This window comes from Streptosporangium sp. NPDC051022 (assembly GCF_040683035.1).
GTDB lineage: Bacteria > Actinomycetota > Actinomycetes > Streptosporangiales > Streptosporangiaceae > Streptosporangium.
Window position 1 is genome coordinate 19,621 of sequence record NZ_JBFBCF010000008.1, and the last position, 21,014, is coordinate 40,634.

The window sequence follows — 21,014 nt, forward strand, 5'->3', positions numbered from 1 at the left end:
CCAGATCCCTGTGTGTATCGGTCCCTGTGTCCATATTTATGCCACTTCATCGCGGGTGAACCCTTGACACGCCTTCCGGGGCTGCCTATGTTCGTCAGCCATACGCGTTGCATTGATTGCAACTTTATCGAGGAGTTGAGGATGTCCGAGATGGCGGAGGGCGTCCAGGTCGCCGACCAGGTCGCGACGGGCGGTGAGGTTGAGTTGGACGGCCTGACGAAGAGATACGGAACCGTCGAGGCGGTGCGCGGTGTCTCGCTGAACATCCGCCGCGGCGAGTTCCTGGCGATCCTGGGTCCCTCCGGCGCGGGAAAGACAACGCTGCTCAACATGCTCACCGGCTTCGAGATACCCACGAGCGGTGCGATCCGGATCAACGGCCGGGACGTCGCGCGGCTGGCGCCGCACAAGCGCGGGATCGGTGTCGTCTTCCAGCACTACGCGCTGTTCAAGCACATGACCGTCGCCCAGAACGTGGGATTCCCGCTGCGCATGCGACGGATGCCGCTGAAGGAACAGCGCAGCCACATCCAGCACGCCCTTGAACTGGTCAAGCTTGAGGGGTACGCGACCCGCTTCCCCGACCAGTTGTCCGGTGGCCAGCAGCAGCGGGTCGCACTCGCCCGCGCCATCGTGTTCCGGCCGGCGCTGCTCCTCATGGACGAGCCGCTCGGGGCGCTCGACAAGCGTCTGCGCGAGCACATGCGCGTCGAGATCAAACGCCTCCAGCGAAATCTCGGTGCGACCGTCATCTACGTGACCCACGACCAGGGCGAGGCGCTCACGATGGCCGACCGCGTCGCGGTGATGAACGACGGCACCGTCGAGCAACTCGGAACGCCCACCGACCTGTACGAGAGGCCGGCGAGCGCCTTCGTGGCCGACTTCGTCGGGGAGACCAACTTCTTTCACGGCCGGTCCGTGCTCGACACCGACGGCCGGGTCCGCGTCGTTCTCGACGGCGACCGGCTGGAACACCGCCGAGAGGTGGACAACGCGGCCTCGCTCAAGTCCGACGGCGCTGTCGAGGTCGGGGTGCGCCCGGAACAGGTCTCGCTGCTGCCCGTGGAGGACGCCGACGAGCTGGCCGTACCGGGCACGGTGAGCGAAGTGCTGTACGAGGGCGCGACGGCCCTGCACGTCGTCGAGACGGCGATCGGGAACCTCAACGCGCGCCTCTCGCTCAAGAACCTCCGAGAGCCCCGATGGGCCGTAGGCGACCAGGTCGCCGTTCATTGGGACGCCCGGGCGGCGCGGGGCTATCACGTCGCGGGGTGAGGTTCACCCCCTCGTCGTGACACCGCGGTCACGCCTTCGGCCCTGGATGCCGACCAGGGCTCCAACCCGCGTCAGAGATTTGCATGACAGAAAGGTTCGGCTGATGAAGTTTTCTCGGAAGACCGCGCTGGGGGCCGCGGTGGCGGTCAGCACACTGCTCGCGACCGCCGCCTGTGGAAGCGGCGGCGACTCGGAAGGTGCCCCTTCCGCCGGTAAGGTCGTCGTCCCCGACCCCGGCGGTGACCTGGGCAAGGCGATGAAGAAGGCGTTCTTCGACCCGTTCGAGAAGAAGACGGGAATCGACGTCGTGCTCAGCTCCGGTGAGTTCGACGCCGCCGTCGTGCTCGCGGGTGTCAAGGCCGGCGCCCCGGCCTACGACCTGATGAACCCCAACGGCGCGGTGCTCCAGCGCTTCCGCGAGAGCTCAGCGCTCGAACCGATCGACTACACGCTCTGGCAGGACGGGATCCGCGACAAGATCTCCCCGGTGAAGGCCGCCGCCGACGCGGTACCGGCCTACTACATCTCCGTCGTTCCGGCCTGGAGCACCGCCAAGCTCGGCGACCAGGCGCTGACCTCGTGGGCGGACTTCTGGAACGTCGGCAAGTTCCCCGGGAAGCGCACCCTCGCACCGGGCTCGTGGGGAGCAGGCGGCGCGACGTTCGAGATCGCGGCGATGGCCGACGGCGTGGCGGCGAAAGACCTCTACCCGATCGACTACGACCGGGTGTTCGCGAGCCTGGACAAGCTCAAGCCGAACCTGGTGAAGTTCTGGGAGACCGGCGCCGAGCCCATCCAGTTGCTCACCGGCGGTCAGGTGACGGCCAGCAGCGCGTGGAACGGCCGTGTCGCCGGAGCCCAGGAAAAGGGCGTGCCGGTGGCCGGCACGTGGAACCAGTCGATCCTCCAGTACGACAACTGGGCGATCCTCAAGGGCTCCAAGAACGCCGAGAACGCGCAGAAGCTCCTGGCCTTCATGATGGAGCCCCAGCCCCAGGCGGACTTCGCGAACGCGATCACCTACTCGCCGGCGAACTCGGCGGCCTTCGACCTGCTCTCCGCCGACCGCGCGGCCCTGCTGCCGACGTCGCCGAAGAACGTCGAGACCGCCGTGACCCAGGACTACGACTGGTGGACCGCCACCGCGCCGGGGACAGACAAGAGCAATGAGGAAGTCGCCATCGAACGCTGGCAGGCGTGGGTCTCGAAGTAGCCCACGGTCTGTCTGCGATCAAGACGACCTCGATCTAGGAGATCCATGTCGGTCGACAGCTCCCTGGAGCGGTTCGCCGGTGGTCTGGCCGCCCGTCCGCGGCGCCGGCCAGACCGCCGGTGGCTCACTCTCGTGCCGCTCCTCGCAGTCCTGATCCTGCTGTTCGTCGTCCCGCTGTGCTCGCTGCTGGTCGACAGCTTCCGCGGCGCGCAGGGATTCACACTGGAGAACTACCGCGAGCAGGTGACCTCGCCGGTCTTCTGGCGCGCGATGCGCCGCACCCTGGTCATCGCCGCGCTCTCGACGGTGATCTGTGTCGCGCTCGGGTACTGCATGGCCTACGCGCTCACCCGTATGCCCAAGCGTCTGCGGGGCGTGCTGATGGTCGTGGTGCTCGTGCCGTACTTCACGAGCATCCTGATCCGCTCCTACGCGTGGATCGCGATCCTGGCGCCGAACGGGCTCGTCGCCCAGACGCTCGCGCTGTTCGGTGTGGACACTCCCCCCGAGATGGTGTTCAACCAGACCGGCATGCTGATCGGGACCGTGCAGATCCTGCTGCCGCTGGCGCTGCTGCCGATCTACAGTGTGATGAGCGGCATCGACCGCGCCGCGGTACGCGCCGCGCAGAGCCTGGGAGCCTCGCCCGCCGTCGCGCACTGGCATGTGTACCGCCCCGCCACGTCGTCGGCGGTCATGGCGGCCGCCGCCCTGGTCTTCATCAGCACCCTCGGCTTCTACGTGACGCCCGCGCTGCTCGGCGGACCCGGTGACGCGCTCATCGCGCAGTCCATCCTCGTGCAGTTCTCCAACCTCGTCGATCCCGCCGGGGCCGCGGCGCAGGCCGTACTGCTCCTGCTGGTCGTCCTGGCGCTGTTCGCCGTCCTCTTCCGTTACCTCGCGCCCTCGCTCTCCGTCGAGAGCACGGAGAAGACGCCGGCGACCACCGCGCGGCCCGGCCGGCGTCTTCTTCGCCGCACCGAGGGTTCCTCCGAACGGCAGGACGAACTGCGCGCCCTGCGCGCGCGGATCCTCGACACCGTTCTCGACGTCGTCGGGCGGCTACGCCTGCCCATCCTGCTGGGCGGCTGGATCCTGGGCGCGGCGCTGCTGGTCACGCCGCTGGTCGTGGTGGCCATCTGGTCCTTCAGCGACGCGACGTACCTGACGTTCCCGCCGGAGGAGTACTCCACCCGGTGGTTCGCCGACTACTTCGCCGACGACGCGTGGATCGGCTCCACGTTCCTCAGCCTGGGCATCGCCTCCGCCGCCGCCGCGGTCAGCGTCGTCATCGGCGGCTTCGGGGCCTTCGGTCTCGTCCGGGGCCCGGAGCGCCCGCGGCTGCCGATCGCGATCCTGGTCGCGATGCCGCTGATCGTCCCTCCGATGATCTACAGCCTCGGGTTCTTCGTGTTCGTGGCGCCGCACAACGTCGTCGGCACGCCCGCGGGCCTGCTCCTGCCCTACGTGGTCCTGGGACTGCCCTTCGCGGTGTCCATCACGGCGGCGGCGCTGCGCAACCTCGACCAGCGACTGGAGAACGCCGCGCGCAGCCTGGGCGCGGGGCCGGTGTCGGTGCTCCGGCACGTCCTGCTGCCCGCGCTGCGGCCGGCGCTGATCAGCGGCTTCGTGTTCGCCTTCCTGGCCGCGTTCGACGACGTCGTCGTCGCCACCTTCATGTCCGGGCCGACGGCGGTGACGCTGCCGCTGCGGATGTTCCAGGACATCAAACTCGAAGTGAGCCCGAGGACAGCCGTGGTCGCCGTCGTCCTGCTCGGAGCAGGAGCGGTCGCGGTACTCCTCCGGTTCGTAACGGCATGGCTCGTGCGCGCCGTACGGGTGGCGCTGAGCCGAATGGGAGCCTCATGAACACCACAGCGAAGAACGACCCGGCCGCGGTCATCGCGGAGATGACCGCACCCTATGTCGAACACCAGGAGTTCCCCGGCATCGTCTACCCGACCTCGGTCACGGCCACGCTGGAGGCCTTCCGGCGATCGTTCCCGGCCGCGAGCCGGCTCGTGCCGGAGGAGGACGACGGGGCGGCGGCGCTGAGCGTGCACAGCCGCGACTACGTCGACTTCGTCAAGGAGGGCAGCCGGCGACCGGAGGGCGCCACGAAGTTCCCCCTGAACGTCATCGCGCTCCCCGAGCTGAGGGTCTCCGAGCCGCGTACCTTCGAGGGGCGGCACACGCGGTACTTCTTCGACGAGGTCACGCGGGCCACGCCCGCGGTGTGCGAGGGAGCGCTGCGCAGCGCGGCGGCGTCCGGGCAGGGGGCCCGCTGGCTCGCCGACACGGTCGCCGCGCAGGCGGCGGAGCCCGCCGGCCGGTCGTCGCAGGCGATGGTGCTCGTGCCGTCCCGTCCTCCGGGTCACCACGCCCTGCCCACCGTGGGCGGTGGCCTCTGCCTGTTCGCGAACGCCGCCATCGCGGCCCGCGAGCTCTCCCGCAGCGGCCGGGTCGCCGTGCTCGACATCGACCAGGACCACGGCAACGGCACCCAGGCCGTGTTCTACGACGACCCGTCGGTCCTGACGGTCTCGATCCACGCCGAGGGCTGGCCGCACGTCGCCGGGTTCGCCGAGGAGACCGGAGGCCCCAACGCGCCCCACAGCAATCTCAACCTCCCGCTGCCCACCGGCTCGGGGTTCGCCGCCTACGCGCCCGCGTTGGAGACCGCGCTGGAGGCGATCGCCCGCTTCGAGCCCACGTACCTCGTCCTCGCCCTGGGCTACGACGCCCAGAAGGAACAGGGGTTCGGCGCGCTCCGCCTGGAGACGGAGGAATTCGGCGTCCTCGGCCGCCGTATCGCCGACCTGCGCCTGCCGACGCTCGTGACGACCGAGGGGTGCTACGGGTACTACGAGTCGACAGCCGTGGCGGCGAGCCTCTTCTTCGAGGGGTGGGCGGAGCGATGGCGGTGAGCGCCACCATGCGCGCGGCGCTCCTGACCGGGATCGGCCGGCCGCTGGAGATCCGCGAGGTCCCCGTCCCCCGGATCGGGCCCGACGAGGTCCTGGTCCGGACGCTGTCCAGCGGCGTGTGCCGAACGGACCTGCACATCCAGGACGGCCTGGCCTACGTGCCCGGACTGCCGCACATCATGGGCCACGAACCCGCGGGCGTCGTGGTCGAACGCGGCTCGGCGGTGTCGGAGGTCGAGGTCGGCGAAGTGGTCGTGCCGCATCTGTTCGTCGCGGACGGGGAGTGCCGCTTCACCCGGGCCGGCGCCGACGCGCAGGCACTGCACCTGCGAGGAATCCTCGGCGTGACGCTGCCCGGAGGGTTCGCGGAGTACTTCGGCGCACCCGCCCGGAACCTCCTGAGGGTTCCCGAGGGACTCGATCCCAGGATCGCCGGGCTCTCCAGCTGCGCGGTCGTCACGGCCCTGCACGCCTACCGCCGCGGCACGGTGACACCGGTGAGGACCGCGGTCGTGATCGGCGCGGGCGGTATCGGGCAGATCCTGCTCCAGCTCCTGGCCGACGGCGGCGTGTCGGCCGCGGCCGTCGACGTGCGGGAGGACAACCTGGCACTCGCGATCCGCAACGGCGCCGACCACACCGTGTCGGCGTCCGCGGCGGACCGCGTGCCGGCCCTCCGCGCCTGGGCCGAGTCCCGGGCCGGCGACACCGGCGCCGCCGACGGCGTGGACCTGGTGATCGACCTGGTGGGGTCGTCGGCCTCGATGGCCGACGCCGCGCAGTACGTGCGCCGCCGGGGCCGGATCGTCGTCGTCGGCGAGGAACCCGACTTCCCCGGCATCAGCTCGACGATCCTCGCCCAGCGCGAGCTGGAGATCATCGGTTCGCGCAACGGTGACCGGAGCGATCAGCACGACGCGCTGCGGCTGCTCGCCGAGGGGGTCATCACTCCGTCGCTGGACGAGGAGTACCCCCTGGAGCGTGCCAACGAGGCACTCGCCCGCCTGCGAAGCGGCCGAGCGAACGGCCGGGTCCTCATCACGCACGAGGCGTTGCGCCGGCACCGGGGCGACTGACATGACGACGCCCGTCGCGGGGCCTGCGGGGCCTGCGGGGCCTGCGGGCGACCGGCGGCGACCGGCGGCGCAGTGTGAAACACGTGAGACAGACAGGCCTGTCGTGGACAGGAACAACGATCAGCGAGGAGCGAGATGAAGATCGCGACTGACACGTGGATGCTACGTCCACAGCCGATAGACACGGTGTTCTCGACCGTACGGGAGGCGGGCTTCGAGTATCTGGAGCTCTCGCCGCGGCCCGACGTGATGCCGAGCTACGGAGGCAGGCGGGCGTCGAAGGCCAAGATCGCCGAGATCGCGGAGGCGTCGAAGACCCACGGCGTCGAGGTCGCGTCCATCTTCATCGAGCAGGCCTGGGGAAGCTCGGAGGAGGACATCCGGCGGGCGGCGGTCGGCTACTGGAAGCAGACCGTCCAGCTGGCCGTCGACCTGGGCTGCGACCGGATCAACTCCGAGTTCACCGGGCGCCCGACCGCCCCGCAGGCCGGCGAGGCCGCGATGCGCCGCTCCCTGGAGGAGGTGCTGCCGCTGGCGGAGTCCGAGGGCATCACGCTCGCGCTCGAACCGCATCCGGGTGACTGGGTGGAGTCCGGCATCGAGGCCGTCGACTTCATCCGGGGCCTGCAGAGCGACTACGTCACCTACCTGCACTGTGTGCCGCACACCTACTACCTCACGGGCGTGGAGGACGAACGCGGTCACCTCAAGGGCGTCAACCGCGACATCATCACCTACGCGGGCGACACCATGGACCACGTCCATCTGGCGGACACCCTGCTGCCCGGACGTACCTTCCTCAATCCCGGGAGTCCCGGGGTGCGCAACCACCAGCACCTCGACATCGGCCACGGCGACATCGACTGGGACGAGGTGTTCTCCGCCCTCCGGGAGGTCGGGTTCGACGGCGTCGTGTCGGTGGCGGTCTTCCGGCACGAGTCACGGGTGATGGAATCGCTCACCCACAACCGGCGCATCATTCGCGAACGCCTTGAAGGGGGTGTCGACCAGTGACCGAATCGGTACGCTTCGGCGTCGTCGGCCTTGGAGAGATCTACCAGCTCGCCCACCACCTCGCCTACCAGCGGGCGGACGGCCTGGAGGCCGTGGTCGTCTGCGACCTCGACCAGGACGTCGCCGGGCGGACGGCGCAGTCACTCGGCGCGGAGGCGAGCACCGACTACCGCCGGCTCCTCGAGGACGACCGGATCCAGGCCGTCGACCTCGTGCTTCCCCACAACGTGCACTACAAGGTCGCGCGTGAGTTCCTGGAAGCGGGCAAGCACGTTCTGATCGAGAAGCCCATGACCGTCGACGCCGCGCACGCGCGCGAACTCGTCGACCTCGCGGCCGCCAAGGGCCTCAGGTTCACCGTCAACGAGAACACGCGGTTCATCCCCGCCTACCAGGCGGCTCTCGACGCCGTCAACGCCGGCGAGATCGGGGACGTGACACTCGTCCGCACCCTGATCAGCGGCAACGAGTTCGAGCGGCTCGGCAACCCGAAACTGTGGAAGGGACGCCAGGACGGCTCGGGCGGCGGCACCATCATCGACGCCGGCGCGCACTCCTTCTACCTGCTGAAGTGGATGTTCGGCGAAGTCGCCTCGCTACGGGCTCTCTCCGAGCGTCTCGTCGACGCCAGCCAGGTCGAGGACTGGTCGATCGTGTGCGGCCGGATGGAATCGGGCGCGCTCTTCTCAGTGGAGTCCACCTTCACCTCCGGGGGGCCGTGGAACGAGCGCCTCGAGGTGCACGGAACCGAGGGGCTCATCGTCGTCGACCAGCACCAGGACCCTCCGGCCATGCTTTTCCGGGGCAAGCGTGACCACGCCGGATCGCCGCTGCCCGGCACGGCGTACGAGCCGCGTACCTGGAAGTACAACTCGATCGCGGCCGGGATCGAGAGCTTCGCCCGTTCGATCGCGAACGACGAGCCGACCGACGTCGCGCCCGAGGACGGCGCGTACGCGGTACGGATCATCGAGCTCGCCTACGAGTCGGTGGCCACGGGCCAGGCCGTCAAGGTCTGACCGGCCCGGCTCCGGCACTCCGGCTCCGGTACTCCGGCTCCGGTACTCCGGCCTGACCGGCCGGACCCCGCCGGTCCGGTCTCACGGTACGGCCGTACCGGTCGGACCTCAGCGGTCGGACGTCACCCGTCTGACCTCAGCGGTCGGACCTCGGCCGTCAGACCTCAGCGGTCAGACCTCAGAGGTCCAGCCCCGGGCGTCGGAGTTCCTCCCGCCCAGGGCGTGGCGCGCGCCGCCCGCGTCGACGCGCCACGACGCAGCACCCATCACCCACGAGCAACACCACCAAAACGCACAGGAAGCGACAAGGAGACCCCATGGATCCCCTCATCATCACCGTCACGGTCGACAGCACGATGTCCTATCCCGGCTACAAGGGCATGCCGGCCATCGAGGACACCGACAAGGTCGGCCAGGAGTACATCGACTCGGTGAACGCGGGCGCGACGCTCTGCCACCACCACGGTGTCCACTACCTGGAGGACGCCATCCAGGCCGACGGCAAGAAGCTGTCCAAGATCGACTTCGAGGGCTGGAAGAACCTCACCGAAAAGATCCGGACGGTGGGCACCGACCCGATCATGCAGTTCGGCATCGCCAGCGCCCGGCTCCCCGAGAAGGTCGAGCTCATGTCGCTCAAGCCCGACATGATGTCCTACGCCTTCAACGTGCACGACGAGTACTTCCAGCCCGACCCGGCCTACCCCGCCAACGAGATGTACTCCCTGCACCCGCGGGACGAGCTCGTCGAGTTCGTCACGGCGGCGGAGGCGAACGGTGTGAAGCCGGAGATCGAGTGCTTCTACACCGGAGCGTTCTGGAACCTCGAGTTCGTCCGGCGGCAGGGCCTGCTGAAGGAGAAGGCGTGGGCGACCCTGTTCTTCGGCTGGCAGGGCGGCGCGTGGACGCCTCCGACCCCGGACGCGCTCATGTACATGGTCAACCACCTCCCGCCGAACACGAACTGGAACATCAGCGTGATGGACCCGATCGCGCAGTGGAAGCTGCTGCCGCTGGCCATCGCGCTGGGCGGCCACGTCCGCGTCGGCTGGGAGGACAACCCCTACCTGCCCGGCGGTGAGCCCTCGCGCAGCAACGCCGAGCTGGTGGAGGTCGTGGTCAAGATGGCCGAGCAGATCGGCCGTCCGATCGCGAACGTCGAAGAGGCTCGGCGCATCGCCGGGGTGAGCCGGTGACGACGGCCCCGACCCCGGGCGCCTCGGCCCCGTCCACGGTGCGAGGTCTGGCGCGCGCCCGCCTCAACGGCCAGGTCGTGCTCGTCCGGATCTCGCAGGGCCACGCGACGGTGCTCGCGACCGAGTCCGACCATCCCGCCGCCGACGTCCTGCGGGAGGCGCTGCACACCGGTGCGTGGCGCGCGGACCGCGATGACGCCGGTGACGCGAGGGTTCCGGTCGAGGATCTCGAACTGCTCGCTCCGGTCGCGAACCCCTCGAAGATCCTGTGCGTCGGCCTCAACTACCTCGACCACGCGGACGAGTCAGGAGTGCAGGCCCCGGCCAGGCCGCTCCTGTTCGCGAAGTTCCCCAACGCGCTGCGCGCCGACGGGGATGTCGTCGAGGTACCGGGCGACCTGTCCGGCGAGCTCGACTACGAGGGTGAGCTGGCCCTCGTGATCGGGCGCCGGGCGAGCAACGTCACCCCGGACGAGGCTCTCGACCATGTCCTCGGTTATGTCGCGGCGAACGACCTGTCGGCGCGGGACGCCCAGTTCTCCGACGGTCAATGGCTCCGCGGCAAGTCCGCCGACGGTTTCTGCCCGGTCGGGCCGATCGTGGTGCTCGCCGAGGACGTCGAGGATCCCCAGGCGCTGAGCATCACCACCCGGCTCAACGACCGGGTCGTCCAGGACGGCTCGACGGCTGAGATGATCTTCTCCGTGGCGGAGATCGTCTCCTACGCCTCGCGCTACCTGACGCTCGAACCGGGAGACCTCATCCTGACGGGTACTCCGCCGGGTGTGGGCTTCGTGCGCAAGCCCCCGCTCCTGATCCGGGACGGCGACGTGGTGACGGTGACCGTGGGGGGCATCGGCAGCGTCGCCAACCGGGTGCTCGTCACATGAGACGACCGGCGGCCGGCCCACGGTGATCGTGGCACCGGACGGGTTCCGGCGCCGGTGCGTTTGACCGACCGGCTGTTCGTCAAGACCTGACGACGAGGCAACGGGACTCCCGCCGATCGTCCTGCGACCGGGCAGGAAGATCAACGGGAGTCCCGTTCGCCCGTGCGGGCCGGTCATCGTGGAAAACATCCTCTGGGCGACGATCGGCGGGAGACATCGGGAGACATCAGGTGAGCCATGACATGACAGGGATCACGGCGGGGGTCACGGTGGGGGGCACGGCGGGGATCACAGCGGGGCGGGTCGTCGTCGCGCCGGACAAGTTCCGCGGGTCGCTGACCTCTCCGGAGGTGGCCGCTCACGTGGCCGCCGGGCTGAGTTCCGCCGCTTCGGGACAGGTGCGCGTCGTCCGGCTCCCGATCGCCGACGGCGGCGACGGCACCGTCGACGCGGTGGTCGCGAGCGGGTTCACCCGGGTCGGGACGGAGGTGACCGGGCCGGTCGGTGAGCGGGTTCCGGCGGCCTACGCCGTACGCGACGAGCCGGACGGCCGGGTCGCGGTGATCGAGCTGGCCGAGGCGTCGGGCCTGCGGCGGCTGCCGGAGGGAGCCGCACCGGCGCCGCTGACCGCCACAAGCCGCGGTACCGGCGAGCTCGTCGCCCACGCCGTACGGCACGGCGCGACGCGGATCGTGCTCGGCCTCGGCGGCAGCGCCTGCACCGACGGCGGCGCCGGCATGGTCCAGGCGCTCGGTGTGCGGCTGCTGGACGCGGCCGGGAACGACCTGCCGCCGGGCGGGGCCGCGCTGCGCGACCTGCACGCGATCGACGTCTCCGGCCGGCTGCGCGGCTTCGAGGTCGTCGTGGCGAGCGACGTGGACAACCCGCTGCTCGGGCCGTACGGCGCCGCGGCCGTGTACGGCCCGCAGAAGGGCGCGACCCCCGAGGACGTGGCCGTGCTGGAGGCCGGCCTGGCCAGGCTGGCGGCCGTCGCCGCGCGCACCCGCGGTCTGGCGGGTACCGCCGAGCACGGCGGCGTCGTACGCGCGACGGACGTGGCAGGGCGGCCGGGCGCGGGAGCCGCCGGAGGGACGGGGTTCGGCGCGCTGGCCTTCCTGGCGGCGGAGATCCGGCCGGGCATCGGCTATCTGCTGGACCTGGTGGACTTCGACCGGCACGTGGCGGGCGCCCGGCTGGTGATCACCGGCGAGGGCTCGATCGATGAGCAGACGTTGCGCGGCAAGGCCCCCGTGGGCGTCGCGGCGGCCGCGGCCAGGCACGGTGTGCCGGTCGTGGCGGTCTGCGGCCGGCGTTCGGTGGGTGACGAGGAGCTGCGGGCGGCCGGCATCGAGGCCGCGTACGCGCTGACCGACGTCGAGCCCGACGTGCGGCGGTGCATGACCGAGGCCGGGCCGCTGCTCGAACGGCTCGCCGGACGGATCGCCGCCGCGTTCATCAGAACTCCTTGAGTGTGGAGACCCCCGCCTTCAGGCGTGGGAGGAGACATCGCGACCTGAAACGACCCGCCGAGGGCTGTGGGCGGCGGGCTCCCCGCGGTCACGGCGGGCATGCGGGACCCTCTGCCGCGGGTTCCGCCGCCGCGGACCACGTTGATTCCCCTGCCGTCCCGCGACGGCGGGACCGCGGTCGGGGAGCGCCGCGGTCCCGGAGCCCGGACCGGCTACCTCGCCCTGACGAGGGAGAACGCCCCCTTGGTCAGGGAGATCAGCTGGGGGACCACCGTGCTCTCGTCGAGAGCCTTCTTGGGGTCGTTGGTCAGCGAGGTGACGACGTAGGTCCTTCCCGAGGCGGAGCGTCCGAGGTAGCCCAGGCTCAGCACCCCGAGCTCGGAGCCGCCCTTGAACCAGACGGTCGGCCACTTCTTGCGGTCGAGGTCCAGCCCGTCGGCGCCGGACAGCGCGTCGTCCAGCTGCCTGGAGTACAGACCGCCCAGGCCCACGTAGGCACGGCAGACGTCACGCGGGGAGCCGAACCACTCGATCGTGCCGATCTCGCGGGGCTCGGTCCCCTGCCTGATGTCCGTCAGCGCCTGTTTGGCGACGACGTTCTTCAGGTACGCCCGCTTCTTCGCCGTGCCGAGCGCCAGGTAGGTCCTGGCCTGCTGGGGGTGGTTCACGCCCTTGAGCAGGAAGAACTCACGCGTGGTCAGGAAGGGGATGTTCTGCTTGGCGTGGTCCGACCACTGGCGGACCTTGGCCTCGACGGCCGCGCGGCCGACGGTGTGGATGAGCAGGTCGGTCGCGGTGTTGTCGCTGATCGAGATCATCAGCTTCGCCGCCTCGCGGACCGTCGTGGTGCTGTTGTCCGGCCGCTCCCACAGGCCGCCCTCGCTCGGGCTCTTCCACTCCGGCCTGATCGTGAGCTTGGTGTTCCAGCGCAGCTCGCCGTCGCGGATCTTCTCCGCCACCGCGCCCAGCACGTAGAGCTTGAAGATCGAGCCCAGCGGCTGCGGCCGGTTCTCGTTCACGCCGTGCACGACCCGGCACCGTCCCCCGTCGATCTCGGCGGCCAGGAAACCGACGTTGGGCGCGACCTGGCGCAGCCGGGTGTCCAGCTCGCCCCAGCTCTTGGGGAACGGCGGGACGGGCCCCGGCGCCGGGGGCAGCTGCAGTCCGTTGATCTTTCCGGCGTCGTCCACGGAGATCGCCAGGAGGAACCTCTGCTCGCCGAGCGTCGCCGTGCCCTGTAGCGCCGTGGGCTTGACGGTGGTCAGACTCTCCAGCGTCAGCCCCTTGAGGGTCCCGGCGAACTTGTTGATCTCGTCGGCCGGAACCGCCGTCAGGAAGCTCTCGGTGAAGTGCTCCCGCAGCTCGTCCTCCGCGATGGGCGTCCGGGACAGGGCGTCGAAGAACCAGGTCAGCTGCCTGCCCGCCGGGCTGTCCGGGATCTCCGGGGCGGAGACGACGGTCCGGGCGGTCGCGGTCGCGGTCGTGGTCACGGCCGTGGTCGAGGCCGCGGTCACGGTCGCGGCCGTGGCCGCGCTCTGCCCGCCGCCCGCGAGGACGGCCGCGGGTACGACCGCCGTGACGAGGGCCAGGGCCGGCAAACGCGTCGATCTGAACGGCAATCTCACGAGGAGCTCCTTGTCGGAACCTGTTGGAACGGAAAGTCGCGGCCACCCCCCGGCGGCCTCGATCCGAACCTAGGTAGGCCCCCCTCCCGCGGACCACCAGGCCGTCCTCCGTTCTGCGGGGTGCGGCAAACTGCACCGGGTGTGCGGACAACCTCATGGACGGCGCCCGTCGTGGTGGGCCACGCTGCGAGCCATGACTCGCGCGACCCCGGCCCCCGCCCTCGCCGCGTCGCTGGCCGCGGTGTCCGCGGCCGGGATCGTCTCGGGCGGGCTGCTGGAGACCGGCCTGCCCGCGCCGCCCGGCCAGTGGCTGTTCATCGTGATGTGCCTGATCCTGCCCACGGTCGGCTGGCTCGTCGCGGCCAGGCGGCCCGACAACGTGTACGGCTGGCTGATCCTGGCCGCCGCCGACTGCCTGGGACTGGGCGCGTTCGGCGCCGGCGCGCTGCTCAACGATCCGGCGGCCCGCGGCCCGCTGGACGGTGTGGCCACCCTGCTCGCCTCGCTGTTCACCGTCTTCTACGGCCTGACCTGGGTCTTCCTCCCGCTGTTGTTTCCCGACGGGCGGCTGCCCTCGCGTCGCTGGCGCATCGGCGCCTGGATCGCGGTCGTCTCGATCACCGTCCACTGGGCGGGCGTCCTGCTGAGCCCCGACGAGGTCTACGAGACCATCTTCTCCAGGGACAACCCGCTCGGGCTCGACGGGCCGGCCGGGCTGGTCGCCCTGCTCATGGGTACGGCGGGGCAGCTGGTGACCTACCTGGTGGCGCTGGCGGTGCTGGTCTCCCTCGTGCTGCGCTGGCGGCGGAGCGCCGCCGTCGAACGCCGGATGCTCCGCTGGATGATTTTCGGGTCCGCGAGCACCCTGGCCGGGTTCACGCTGGTGGGGCTCCTCCAGTTCGACGTCTACGGCGTGGGCCTCGGGGTGGGGCTTCTGACCTCGATGGTCACGCTGCCCGCGGTGATCGTCGCGACCGTGTTCCGGCACAACCTGCTCGACATCAGGGTGGGCGTCAGGGGGTCCAGGCTCTTCCTGGTCTTCGACCTGCGGCCGACGGTCGGCGAACTCCTGACCGAGCTCGGCCCGGTGCTGGAGGAGGCGGAGCCGGTGGAGCAGCTGAGCAGGCTGGCGGAGGCCGTACGGGCGGGGCTGGAGACCCGCTGGGCCGCCGTCACGCTCGCCGACGGCACACGGCTGGTCGCGGGGCACGAGGAGGGCGAGGCCGCGCTCACCGTGCCCGCCGGGCTGGGGCGCATCTCGTGCGGCCCCAAGACCGTCGGGCGCCTCACCGCCGAGGACGGGCGGCTGCTCGGGGCGCTGGCGGTGCCGATCGGGCTGGCGATCCAGAGCGCGGGACTGGCGGCCAGGCTGGTCAACGCGCAGGAGGCGGAGCGGCGGCGGATCGAGCGCAACATCCACGACGGGGCGCAGCAGCAACTCGTCGCGCTCATCGCCGGGCTGGAGCTGGCCCGGGCGACCGGCGGCGGCCCCGACTCCCTGGCCGTCCTGCGCGAGCAGGCCCGCCAGACCCTCACCGACCTGCGGGAGTTCGCGGCGGGCATCCATCCGTCCGTGCTCAGCCAGGGAGGCCTGGTCGAGGCGGTCGAGGAGCGCTGCTCACGGCTGCCGGTGACCACCACGGTGACCGCCGACCCCGGGTTGCGCGCGCGGCGCTTCCCCGACGAGGTCGAGGGCGCGCTGTACTTCACGGTGAGCGAGGCGGTCGCCAACGCGCTCAAGCACGCCGAGGCATCCCGGATCGAGGTACGGCTGACGCAGGCCGACGGACGGATCCAGGCCGTGGTCTCCGACGACGGGAAGGGGTTCGACCCGGAGACGACGGACCGCCGGGGGCTGGGAACGCTCGCGGACCGGATGAGCGCGCTCGGCGGGGGACTGCGGCTGACCGGCGGCCCCGGAGCGGGCACGCGGGTGCGGGCCTGGGTGCCCTCGCAGGCCTGAGGCGCTGAGCCGGAAGGCGGAAGGCGGAAGGCGGAAGGCGGGAGCCGGGAGCCGGAAGGCGGGAGCCGGGAGGAGCTCTTCGCGACACCGGTGACGCGGGGGCGCTCCCGCCTCAGCCGAACACCTCGGGCGGGGGGACGGGGATGACCACGGCGTCGCCGTCGCGCAGCGGGGGCGCCCCGGCGACGAATCTGGTCAGCTCCTCCCCGTACAGGCACCGGGCCTGGACGAGGCCGCCCGCGGCCCGGCGGGTCAGGCCCGCGAAGGGAAGCTCGACGCGGGAGGCGGCGACGATGAGGTTGCCGAAGCGGCGCCCCCGCATGACGCCGGGATCGGCCAGCAGCACGGTGTGGCGGAAGGTGCCGCGGACGGTGGAGAGCAGCCGGCGGGCGAAGGCCAGCCCCTTGCCGTCGGCGACGTTGGCCACCAGCGTCCCGGCCGGGCGCAGGACCCGCGCCACGTCGCCCATGTACTCCGAGGTGGCCAGGTCGATCGGCATCGTGGCCCCGCTGAAGGCGTCCAGCACGACCAGGTCGGCGGAGGAGTCCGGCAGGGCGGCGGTGGCCGTACGGCCGTCCAGGACCCTGACCTTGAGCCGGGGTACGGACTTCAGCCTGAGCTGGTCCCTGACCAGCTGAACGAGCCCGCCGTCCGGTTCGGCGACGATCTGCCGCGATCCGGGCCGGGTCGCCGCCACGTAGCGGGGCAGGGTGCAGGCGCAGCCGCCCACGTGCACGGCGTCCAGCGGGCCCTCGTCGAGCAGGTCGATCACCAGCGCCATCAGCTGCACGTACTCGAAGTCGAGATACGTGGGATCCTCCAGGTCCACGTAGGACTGGGGCACGCCGTCCTTGGAGATCACCCATCCGGAGGGGCGGTCGAGGTCCCCCAGGAGGTCGACCTCGCCGAAGCTCACCGGATAGCGGCCCGGCATCGGCCCCGGTGGTTCCCGCCTTATCACTTTTGCCCCGCTTTCCAGTGCCTCTGCTGTACAACCGAGGGGGACACCCCTGGGAGAAACCGTATGCGTACTCGAGCTGTCCTCACGCTTACCGCCGTCGTGCTCCTCATCGTGGGGGCGGGGATCTTCGCGGTGCTGAGGCCCGGTGAGCAGAGGGCGCGCGCCGCGGCGGTGGCCGGTCCGGAGGAGACGGGCAGGGCCTACCTGGACTCCTGGCAGGACAGCGACTTCATCACGATGCGGGACATGGTCGCCGACGCGCCCGCCGACTTCGTCCAGCGGCACGTCACCTTCGGCCGCGACCTGGACATCGAGTCGCTGAAGCTCACCCCGGGCACGCTGCGACGGCGGGGCGAGCAGGCGGCGGAGCTGCCCTTCGAGGGGGTCAGGAAGGTCAAGGAGCTCGGCGAGTGGCCCTTCGCCTCCACACTGCGCCTGGCCCTGCGCGACGGCCGGTGGAAGGTGCTGTGGCGCCCGGACACGCTCCACCCCGCGCTGGTGAACGGCGGCCGGATCGAGCTCAAGGAGGTCCCCGCGCCCCCGGCCGAGCCGGTCACCGACTCCGGGGAGCCCTTCCCCCGCGACAGCGGCGCGGAGAGTTACTTCGGCGCGTTCGGCGCCGGCGCGAAGGAGAGCGAGAGCGGCTACGCCCTGGAGGCGATCCAGGCGGACGGCAGGACCCGGGAACTGGTCGCGTTCAAGCCGCCGCACGCCAGGAAGGTCCCGACCACCGTCTCCCGCTCGGTCCAGGCGGCGGCCGCCCGCGCGCTCGACGGCGTGGACCTGCCCGCCGCGATCGTCGCGATCCGGCCCCGCACCGGTGAGGTCCTGGCCATCTCCGACCGGCTGGGCGACCGGAACAGCGGGCGCAACGCCTTCCTCGGCTACTACCCGCCGGGCTCGACGTTCAAGGTGATCACCGCCACCGCCCTGCTCACCGGCGGTCTGAGCCAGGACGCGCAGGTGCCGTGCCCGGCCACCTACACGCCCCCTCAGGGCAGGGAGTTCGGCAACGCCGGGGGGCGTACCGTCCCCGGGACGATCACCCTGACCGGCGCCTTCGCGATCTCCTGCAACACGACCTTCGTCGAGCAGTCGGTCCGGCTGCTACCCGACGGCGCAGGCCTGGTGCGGGCCGCCGAGCTGTTCGGGTTCAACAAGGACATCGACGGCCCCGGGGTCTGCGGCAGGATCCAGCCCCCCACGACCGTCGACGAGCTGGCCTCGGACGCCATCGGCCAGGACTCCGTGGTGGCCAGCCCGCTCTGCATGGCCCTGGTGGCGGCGGCCGTACAGGACGGCGCCTGGCACCAGCCGGTCATCGTCAAGGGACGCCCGCCGTCGGCGGGGCCGGTCGCGCTGCCGCCGAAGGCGGTCGAGGGCCTGCGCGCGATGATGCGGGCGGTCGTGTCGGAGGGCACCGCCGCCTCGGCCGCCTTTCCCCCCGGTACGGCCGGCAAGACGGGAACCGCCCAGGCGGCCGGGGGACAGGAGCACTCCTGGTTCATCGGCTACCGAGGGGAGGTGGCCTTCGCGGTCCTGGTCGAGAACGGCGGGAGCGGCGCCGAGGCGGCGGTTCCCATCGCGGCCAGGTTCCTCAGGGCCCTCTGACGGCCACTGACGGCCACTGACGGCCACTGACGGCCCCTGGGGGGCGCGTGAGGCCGGGCCCGGTGACGTGGGACATCCGGTGGGGCGCCGTGGACGTCACGGCCGTCACGGCCGCCGTTGAGGGTGATCCGCCCTCTTCGCACCGGTTCGGGATTTCCATGTCGCACCGGGCGGGGCGGCGTTAGATTCGACGCGACGGGGTGCGGGCGTCCGCGCCGTCGGGGGCCTTCGCACCGAAGGCAGGGGGAGCTTTCCGCATGGATGTGGATCGTGTTGCTCCGGAGGGCGGCCAGCGGGTCCGGGCGTACGACCGGGCACAGCAGGCCGCGCAGTACGGCGGAACACAGATCAACAACTTCGGGGGCGGGGCGCCGCGCCGGCTGGAGGGGGCGCTGGACACGCTGGTGCCACCGCCGGCCACGATGGTCGGGCGTGAGAGGGAGCTGGCCGGCCTGCTGGCGCTGGTGGAGGAGGCGTGCTCGGGCGAGCGCCCCGTGACGGTCTCGGTGGTGCACGGCATGGGCGGAGTCGGCAAGACCGCGTTGGTGCGCGCCCTGACCGCCCGGGTCCGGGACCGGTTCGCCGACGCCCGGATCGAGCTGGACCTGTGCGGCTTCACCCCGGGGGAGGAACCGCGCGATCCGGGGGACGTGCTGTCGGAGCTGCTGGGGCTGGCGGGGTTCCCCGCCTCGGAGGTTCCGGCGGACACGGCGGGCAAGTCGCGGTTGTGGCGCGCCTGGCTGGCCGACCGCCGGGTGCTGCTGGTGCTCGACAACGCCCACCGGGCGGACCAGGTGCGGCCGCTGCTTCCCGGCCACGCCCGGCACTGCCTGGTGCTGGTCACCAGCCGTGACCAGCTGGGCAGGCTGGGCCAGCTGGACGCCCACCGGGAGCTGAAGGTCGAGATGCTGTCCGAGGCGGACGCGGTCGCGCTGCTGGCGGCCGCCGTCGGGGGCGTCGCGGGGGACACCACGGGGGACACCACGGGGGACACCACGGGGGACACCACGAGGGACACAGCGGGGGACACGAAGAGGGGCACGGCGAGGGACGGTGCGGGGGACGGCGTGGGGGACGGTGCCGCGTCGCGGGGGCCCGACCACCGGGCGCTGGCGAAGCTGGCGCGGCTGTGCGGATACCTGCCGCTGGCGCTGCGGCCGGTGGGCGCGCTGCTGGCCGAGCTGGATCCGGCGGACCTCGTGGAGGCGATGAGCGACGCCGCCGGGCCGCTGCGGCACATCCGCGACGGGGAGAAGGTCGCCCACGACGCGTTCGACCTGTCCTACCGGGCGCTGGAGGAGGACCTGCGGGACCTGCTGGACGCGTGCGCCCACCATCCGGGGCCGGACTTCGACGCCGCCTCGATCGGGGCGCTGGCCGGTCTGCCCCGCCCGGTGGCCGGGGTCGGGCTCGCCGAGCTGGCCAGGCGCAGCATGCTCCTGCTCGCCATGCCGGGCCGCTACACCTTCCACGACCTGTTCCTGCGCTACGCGCGCGGGCAGGCGGATCTCCGGCACACCGCCGCGCGGGCGGGCCGGGCCAGGGCGCGGCTGTACCGGCACATGTTCCAGGCGGTGGACGGTGCGACCGAGGTCCTCCTCGGCCGCCGGTCTCCGCGGAACACGAACGTCGCGCCGCGGTCCGCCGGTCCGGCGGAGGTCAGGGCCTGGCTGGTGGCGGCGACCGGGGAGCTGCGCGCCTGCTGCGCGGCCGCGCTGGACGACCGGTGGGAGCGGGCGGCGAGGTTCGTCGAGGTCGTCACGTGGTGGCTGCTGCTGGAGGGACGCCCCGACCAGGCCCACGCCCTCGTCGCCGCCGCCCACGAGGTGGCGCTGGAGACCGGCGACCTGTGGGGGCAGGCCAGCGCGTTGCAGAGCCTGGCCGCCGTCGCGGGGAAACGCACCGACTACGATCGCGCCGCGGACGACTACCGGCGGGCGCTGGTGCTGTACGAGAAGGTCGGCGACCGGCACGGCCAGGCCGACGCGCTGTGCGGTCTGGCCGAGAACGCCCGGCTGCGGGACGAGTACGACCACGCCGCCGACACCTACCGGCGGGCGCTCGCCCTGTCCGAGGAGATCGGCGACCCGCTCGGCCAGGCCGACGCGCTGTGCGGCCTGGCCGAGGTCGCCCGGCTGCGGGACGAGTACGATCACGCCGCCGACGCCTATGGGCGGGCGCTGGCGCTGTTCGAGGAGGTGGGTGACCGCCTGGGGCGGGCCAACACGTTGCGCGGCGCGGCCGATGTCGCGCGGTTGCGCGGTGACCACGACCGGGCCGTCGACACCTACGGGCGGGCGCTGGCGCTGTTCGGGGAGATCGGCGACCGGCGCGGGCGGGCCGACGTACTGCGTGGCCTGGCGGAGAACGCCCGGCTGCACCGCCACCACGGGCGGGCCATGGACGCCTACGAGCGGGCGCTGGCGCTGTTCGAGGAGATCGGCGACCGGCACGGCCAGGCCAGCACGTTGCGCGGCATGGGCGACGTCGCCCGGTCGCTCGGTGACCACGACCGGGCGATCGGCGCCTACGGGCGGGCGCTGGCGCTGTTCGAGGAGGAGCGGCTCGGCCAGGCCAGTGTCCTGCTGGCCGTCGCCAAGGTGGAGACGGCCCAGGGATTGTGGGAGAAGGCCCGCCAGACCTACGGGAGGGCCGGGGAGATCTACGCGGGGGTCGGGCTGGCCGACTGGGCGGAGCACTGCGCGAGGAGGGCCGCCGAACTCGGTCCCGGCTGACGCCGCGGGGGTGAGGCGGTAGGTGGGGTGGATCGTG

Annotated in this window: 15 protein-coding genes; 13 read left to right on the forward strand and 2 right to left on the reverse strand. The window is 71.7% G+C overall.

Translation table 11 applies throughout. The features are described from left to right. Nucleotides 1-141: 141 nt before the first annotated feature. The 10 genes from AB0N02_RS15985 to AB0N02_RS16030 all read left to right on the forward strand — a co-directional run bounded on the left by AB0N02_RS15985 (nt 142) and on the right by AB0N02_RS16030 (nt 12,082). Nucleotides 142-1,278 carry an ABC transporter ATP-binding protein gene (locus tag AB0N02_RS15985; protein WP_363946432.1) on the forward strand — a complete coding sequence of 379 codons (1,137 nt, stop codon included), beginning with the start codon at nt 142-144 and terminating at the stop codon, nt 1,276-1,278. A gap of 103 nt (nt 1,279-1,381) precedes the next feature. Then, nucleotides 1,382-2,491: an ABC transporter substrate-binding protein gene (locus AB0N02_RS15990; protein ID WP_363946433.1), complete on the forward strand. Its 1,110-nt coding sequence runs from the start codon at nt 1,382-1,384 to the stop codon at nt 2,489-2,491. A gap of 45 nt (nt 2,492-2,536) precedes the next feature. Further along, entirely contained in the window at nt 2,537-4,360 is a 1,824-nt protein-coding gene (locus AB0N02_RS15995; protein ID WP_363946435.1) for an ABC transporter permease subunit, read from the forward strand. Then, the gene (locus AB0N02_RS16000; RefSeq protein ID WP_363946436.1) at nt 4,357-5,418 is read left to right on the forward strand and encodes a hypothetical protein; all 1,062 of its coding nucleotides are present in this window, start codon (nt 4,357-4,359) and stop codon (nt 5,416-5,418) included. The genes AB0N02_RS15995 and AB0N02_RS16000 overlap by 4 nt, the downstream gene beginning before the upstream one ends. Then, nucleotides 5,415-6,494: an alcohol dehydrogenase catalytic domain-containing protein gene (locus AB0N02_RS16005; protein WP_363946437.1), complete on the forward strand. Its 1,080-nt coding sequence runs from the start codon at nt 5,415-5,417 to the stop codon at nt 6,492-6,494. Before AB0N02_RS16000 ends, AB0N02_RS16005 begins: the two co-directional genes overlap by 4 nt. Nucleotides 6,495-6,629: 135 nt before the next feature. Next, nucleotides 6,630-7,508, forward strand: coding sequence for a sugar phosphate isomerase/epimerase (locus tag AB0N02_RS16010; protein WP_363946438.1), 879 nt, complete (start codon nt 6,630-6,632; stop codon nt 7,506-7,508). Further along, nucleotides 7,505-8,527, forward strand: a complete 1,023-nt coding sequence (locus AB0N02_RS16015; protein ID WP_363946439.1) for a Gfo/Idh/MocA family oxidoreductase — start codon at nt 7,505-7,507, stop codon at nt 8,525-8,527. Before AB0N02_RS16010 ends, AB0N02_RS16015 begins: the two co-directional genes overlap by 4 nt. Before the next feature lie 317 nt (nt 8,528-8,844). After that, entirely contained in the window at nt 8,845-9,723 is an 879-nt protein-coding gene (locus tag AB0N02_RS16020; RefSeq protein ID WP_363946440.1) for a 3-keto-5-aminohexanoate cleavage protein, read from the forward strand. After that, on the forward strand, nt 9,720-10,613 hold the full coding sequence (locus tag AB0N02_RS16025; RefSeq protein WP_363946441.1) for a fumarylacetoacetate hydrolase family protein: 894 nt from the start codon (nt 9,720-9,722) through the stop codon (nt 10,611-10,613). The genes AB0N02_RS16020 and AB0N02_RS16025 overlap by 4 nt, the downstream gene beginning before the upstream one ends. Before the next feature lie 242 nt (nt 10,614-10,855). Beyond that, nucleotides 10,856-12,082: a glycerate kinase gene (locus AB0N02_RS16030; RefSeq protein WP_363946442.1), complete on the forward strand. Its 1,227-nt coding sequence runs from the start codon at nt 10,856-10,858 to the stop codon at nt 12,080-12,082. A 212-nt stretch (nt 12,083-12,294) separates the two neighbouring features. Here AB0N02_RS16030 and AB0N02_RS16035 read toward each other — a convergent pair whose 3' ends face one another. After that, the gene (locus tag AB0N02_RS16035; RefSeq protein ID WP_363946443.1) at nt 12,295-13,707 is read right to left on the reverse strand and encodes a serine hydrolase; all 1,413 of its coding nucleotides are present in this window, start codon (nt 13,705-13,707) and stop codon (nt 12,295-12,297) included. A gap of 193 nt (nt 13,708-13,900) precedes the next feature. Between AB0N02_RS16035 and AB0N02_RS16040 the strand changes: the two genes are divergently transcribed. Beyond that, nucleotides 13,901-15,670, forward strand: coding sequence for an ATP-binding protein (locus AB0N02_RS16040; RefSeq protein WP_363946445.1), 1,770 nt, complete (start codon nt 13,901-13,903; stop codon nt 15,668-15,670). 112 nt (nt 15,671-15,782) lie between these two features. Here the strand turns inward: AB0N02_RS16040 and AB0N02_RS16045 are convergent, their stop codons facing one another. Then, nucleotides 15,783-16,604: a fused MFS/spermidine synthase gene (locus tag AB0N02_RS16045; protein ID WP_363946446.1), complete on the reverse strand. Its 822-nt coding sequence runs from the start codon at nt 16,602-16,604 to the stop codon at nt 15,783-15,785. Nucleotides 16,605-16,694: 90 nt separating this feature from the next. Here AB0N02_RS16045 and AB0N02_RS16050 point away from each other — a divergent pair, with 90 nt between their 5' ends. Further along, the gene (locus tag AB0N02_RS16050; protein ID WP_363946447.1) at nt 16,695-18,242 is read left to right on the forward strand and encodes a penicillin-binding transpeptidase domain-containing protein; all 1,548 of its coding nucleotides are present in this window, start codon (nt 16,695-16,697) and stop codon (nt 18,240-18,242) included. A gap of 257 nt (nt 18,243-18,499) precedes the next feature. Next, nucleotides 18,500-20,977 carry a tetratricopeptide repeat protein gene (locus AB0N02_RS16055; RefSeq protein ID WP_363946448.1) on the forward strand — a complete coding sequence of 826 codons (2,478 nt, stop codon included), beginning with the start codon at nt 18,500-18,502 and terminating at the stop codon, nt 20,975-20,977. Nucleotides 20,978-21,014: the final 37 nt, after the last annotated feature.

Coding starts and splice junctions, on each gene's coding strand:
- AB0N02_RS15990 (WP_363946433.1), top strand. CDS start 1,382: ATGAAGTTTTCTCGGAAGACCGCGCTGGGGGCCGCGGTGGCGGTCAGC.
- AB0N02_RS16050 (WP_363946447.1), top strand. CDS start 16,695: ATGCGTACTCGAGCTGTCCTCACGCTTACCGCCGTCGTGCTCCTCATC.
- AB0N02_RS16030 (WP_363946442.1), top strand. CDS start 10,856: ATGACAGGGATCACGGCGGGGGTCACGGTGGGGGGCACGGCGGGGATC.
- AB0N02_RS16000 (WP_363946436.1), top strand. CDS start 4,357: ATGAACACCACAGCGAAGAACGACCCGGCCGCGGTCATCGCGGAGATG.
- AB0N02_RS16055 (WP_363946448.1), top strand. CDS start 18,500: ATGGATGTGGATCGTGTTGCTCCGGAGGGCGGCCAGCGGGTCCGGGCG.
- AB0N02_RS16045 (WP_363946446.1), bottom strand. CDS start 16,604: ATGCCGGGCCGCTATCCGGTGAGCTTCGGCGAGGTCGACCTCCTGGGG.
- AB0N02_RS15985 (WP_363946432.1), top strand. CDS start 142: ATGTCCGAGATGGCGGAGGGCGTCCAGGTCGCCGACCAGGTCGCGACG.
- AB0N02_RS15995 (WP_363946435.1), top strand. CDS start 2,537: ATGTCGGTCGACAGCTCCCTGGAGCGGTTCGCCGGTGGTCTGGCCGCC.
- AB0N02_RS16020 (WP_363946440.1), top strand. CDS start 8,845: ATGGATCCCCTCATCATCACCGTCACGGTCGACAGCACGATGTCCTAT.
- AB0N02_RS16010 (WP_363946438.1), top strand. CDS start 6,630: ATGAAGATCGCGACTGACACGTGGATGCTACGTCCACAGCCGATAGAC.
- AB0N02_RS16040 (WP_363946445.1), top strand. CDS start 13,901: ATGACTCGCGCGACCCCGGCCCCCGCCCTCGCCGCGTCGCTGGCCGCG.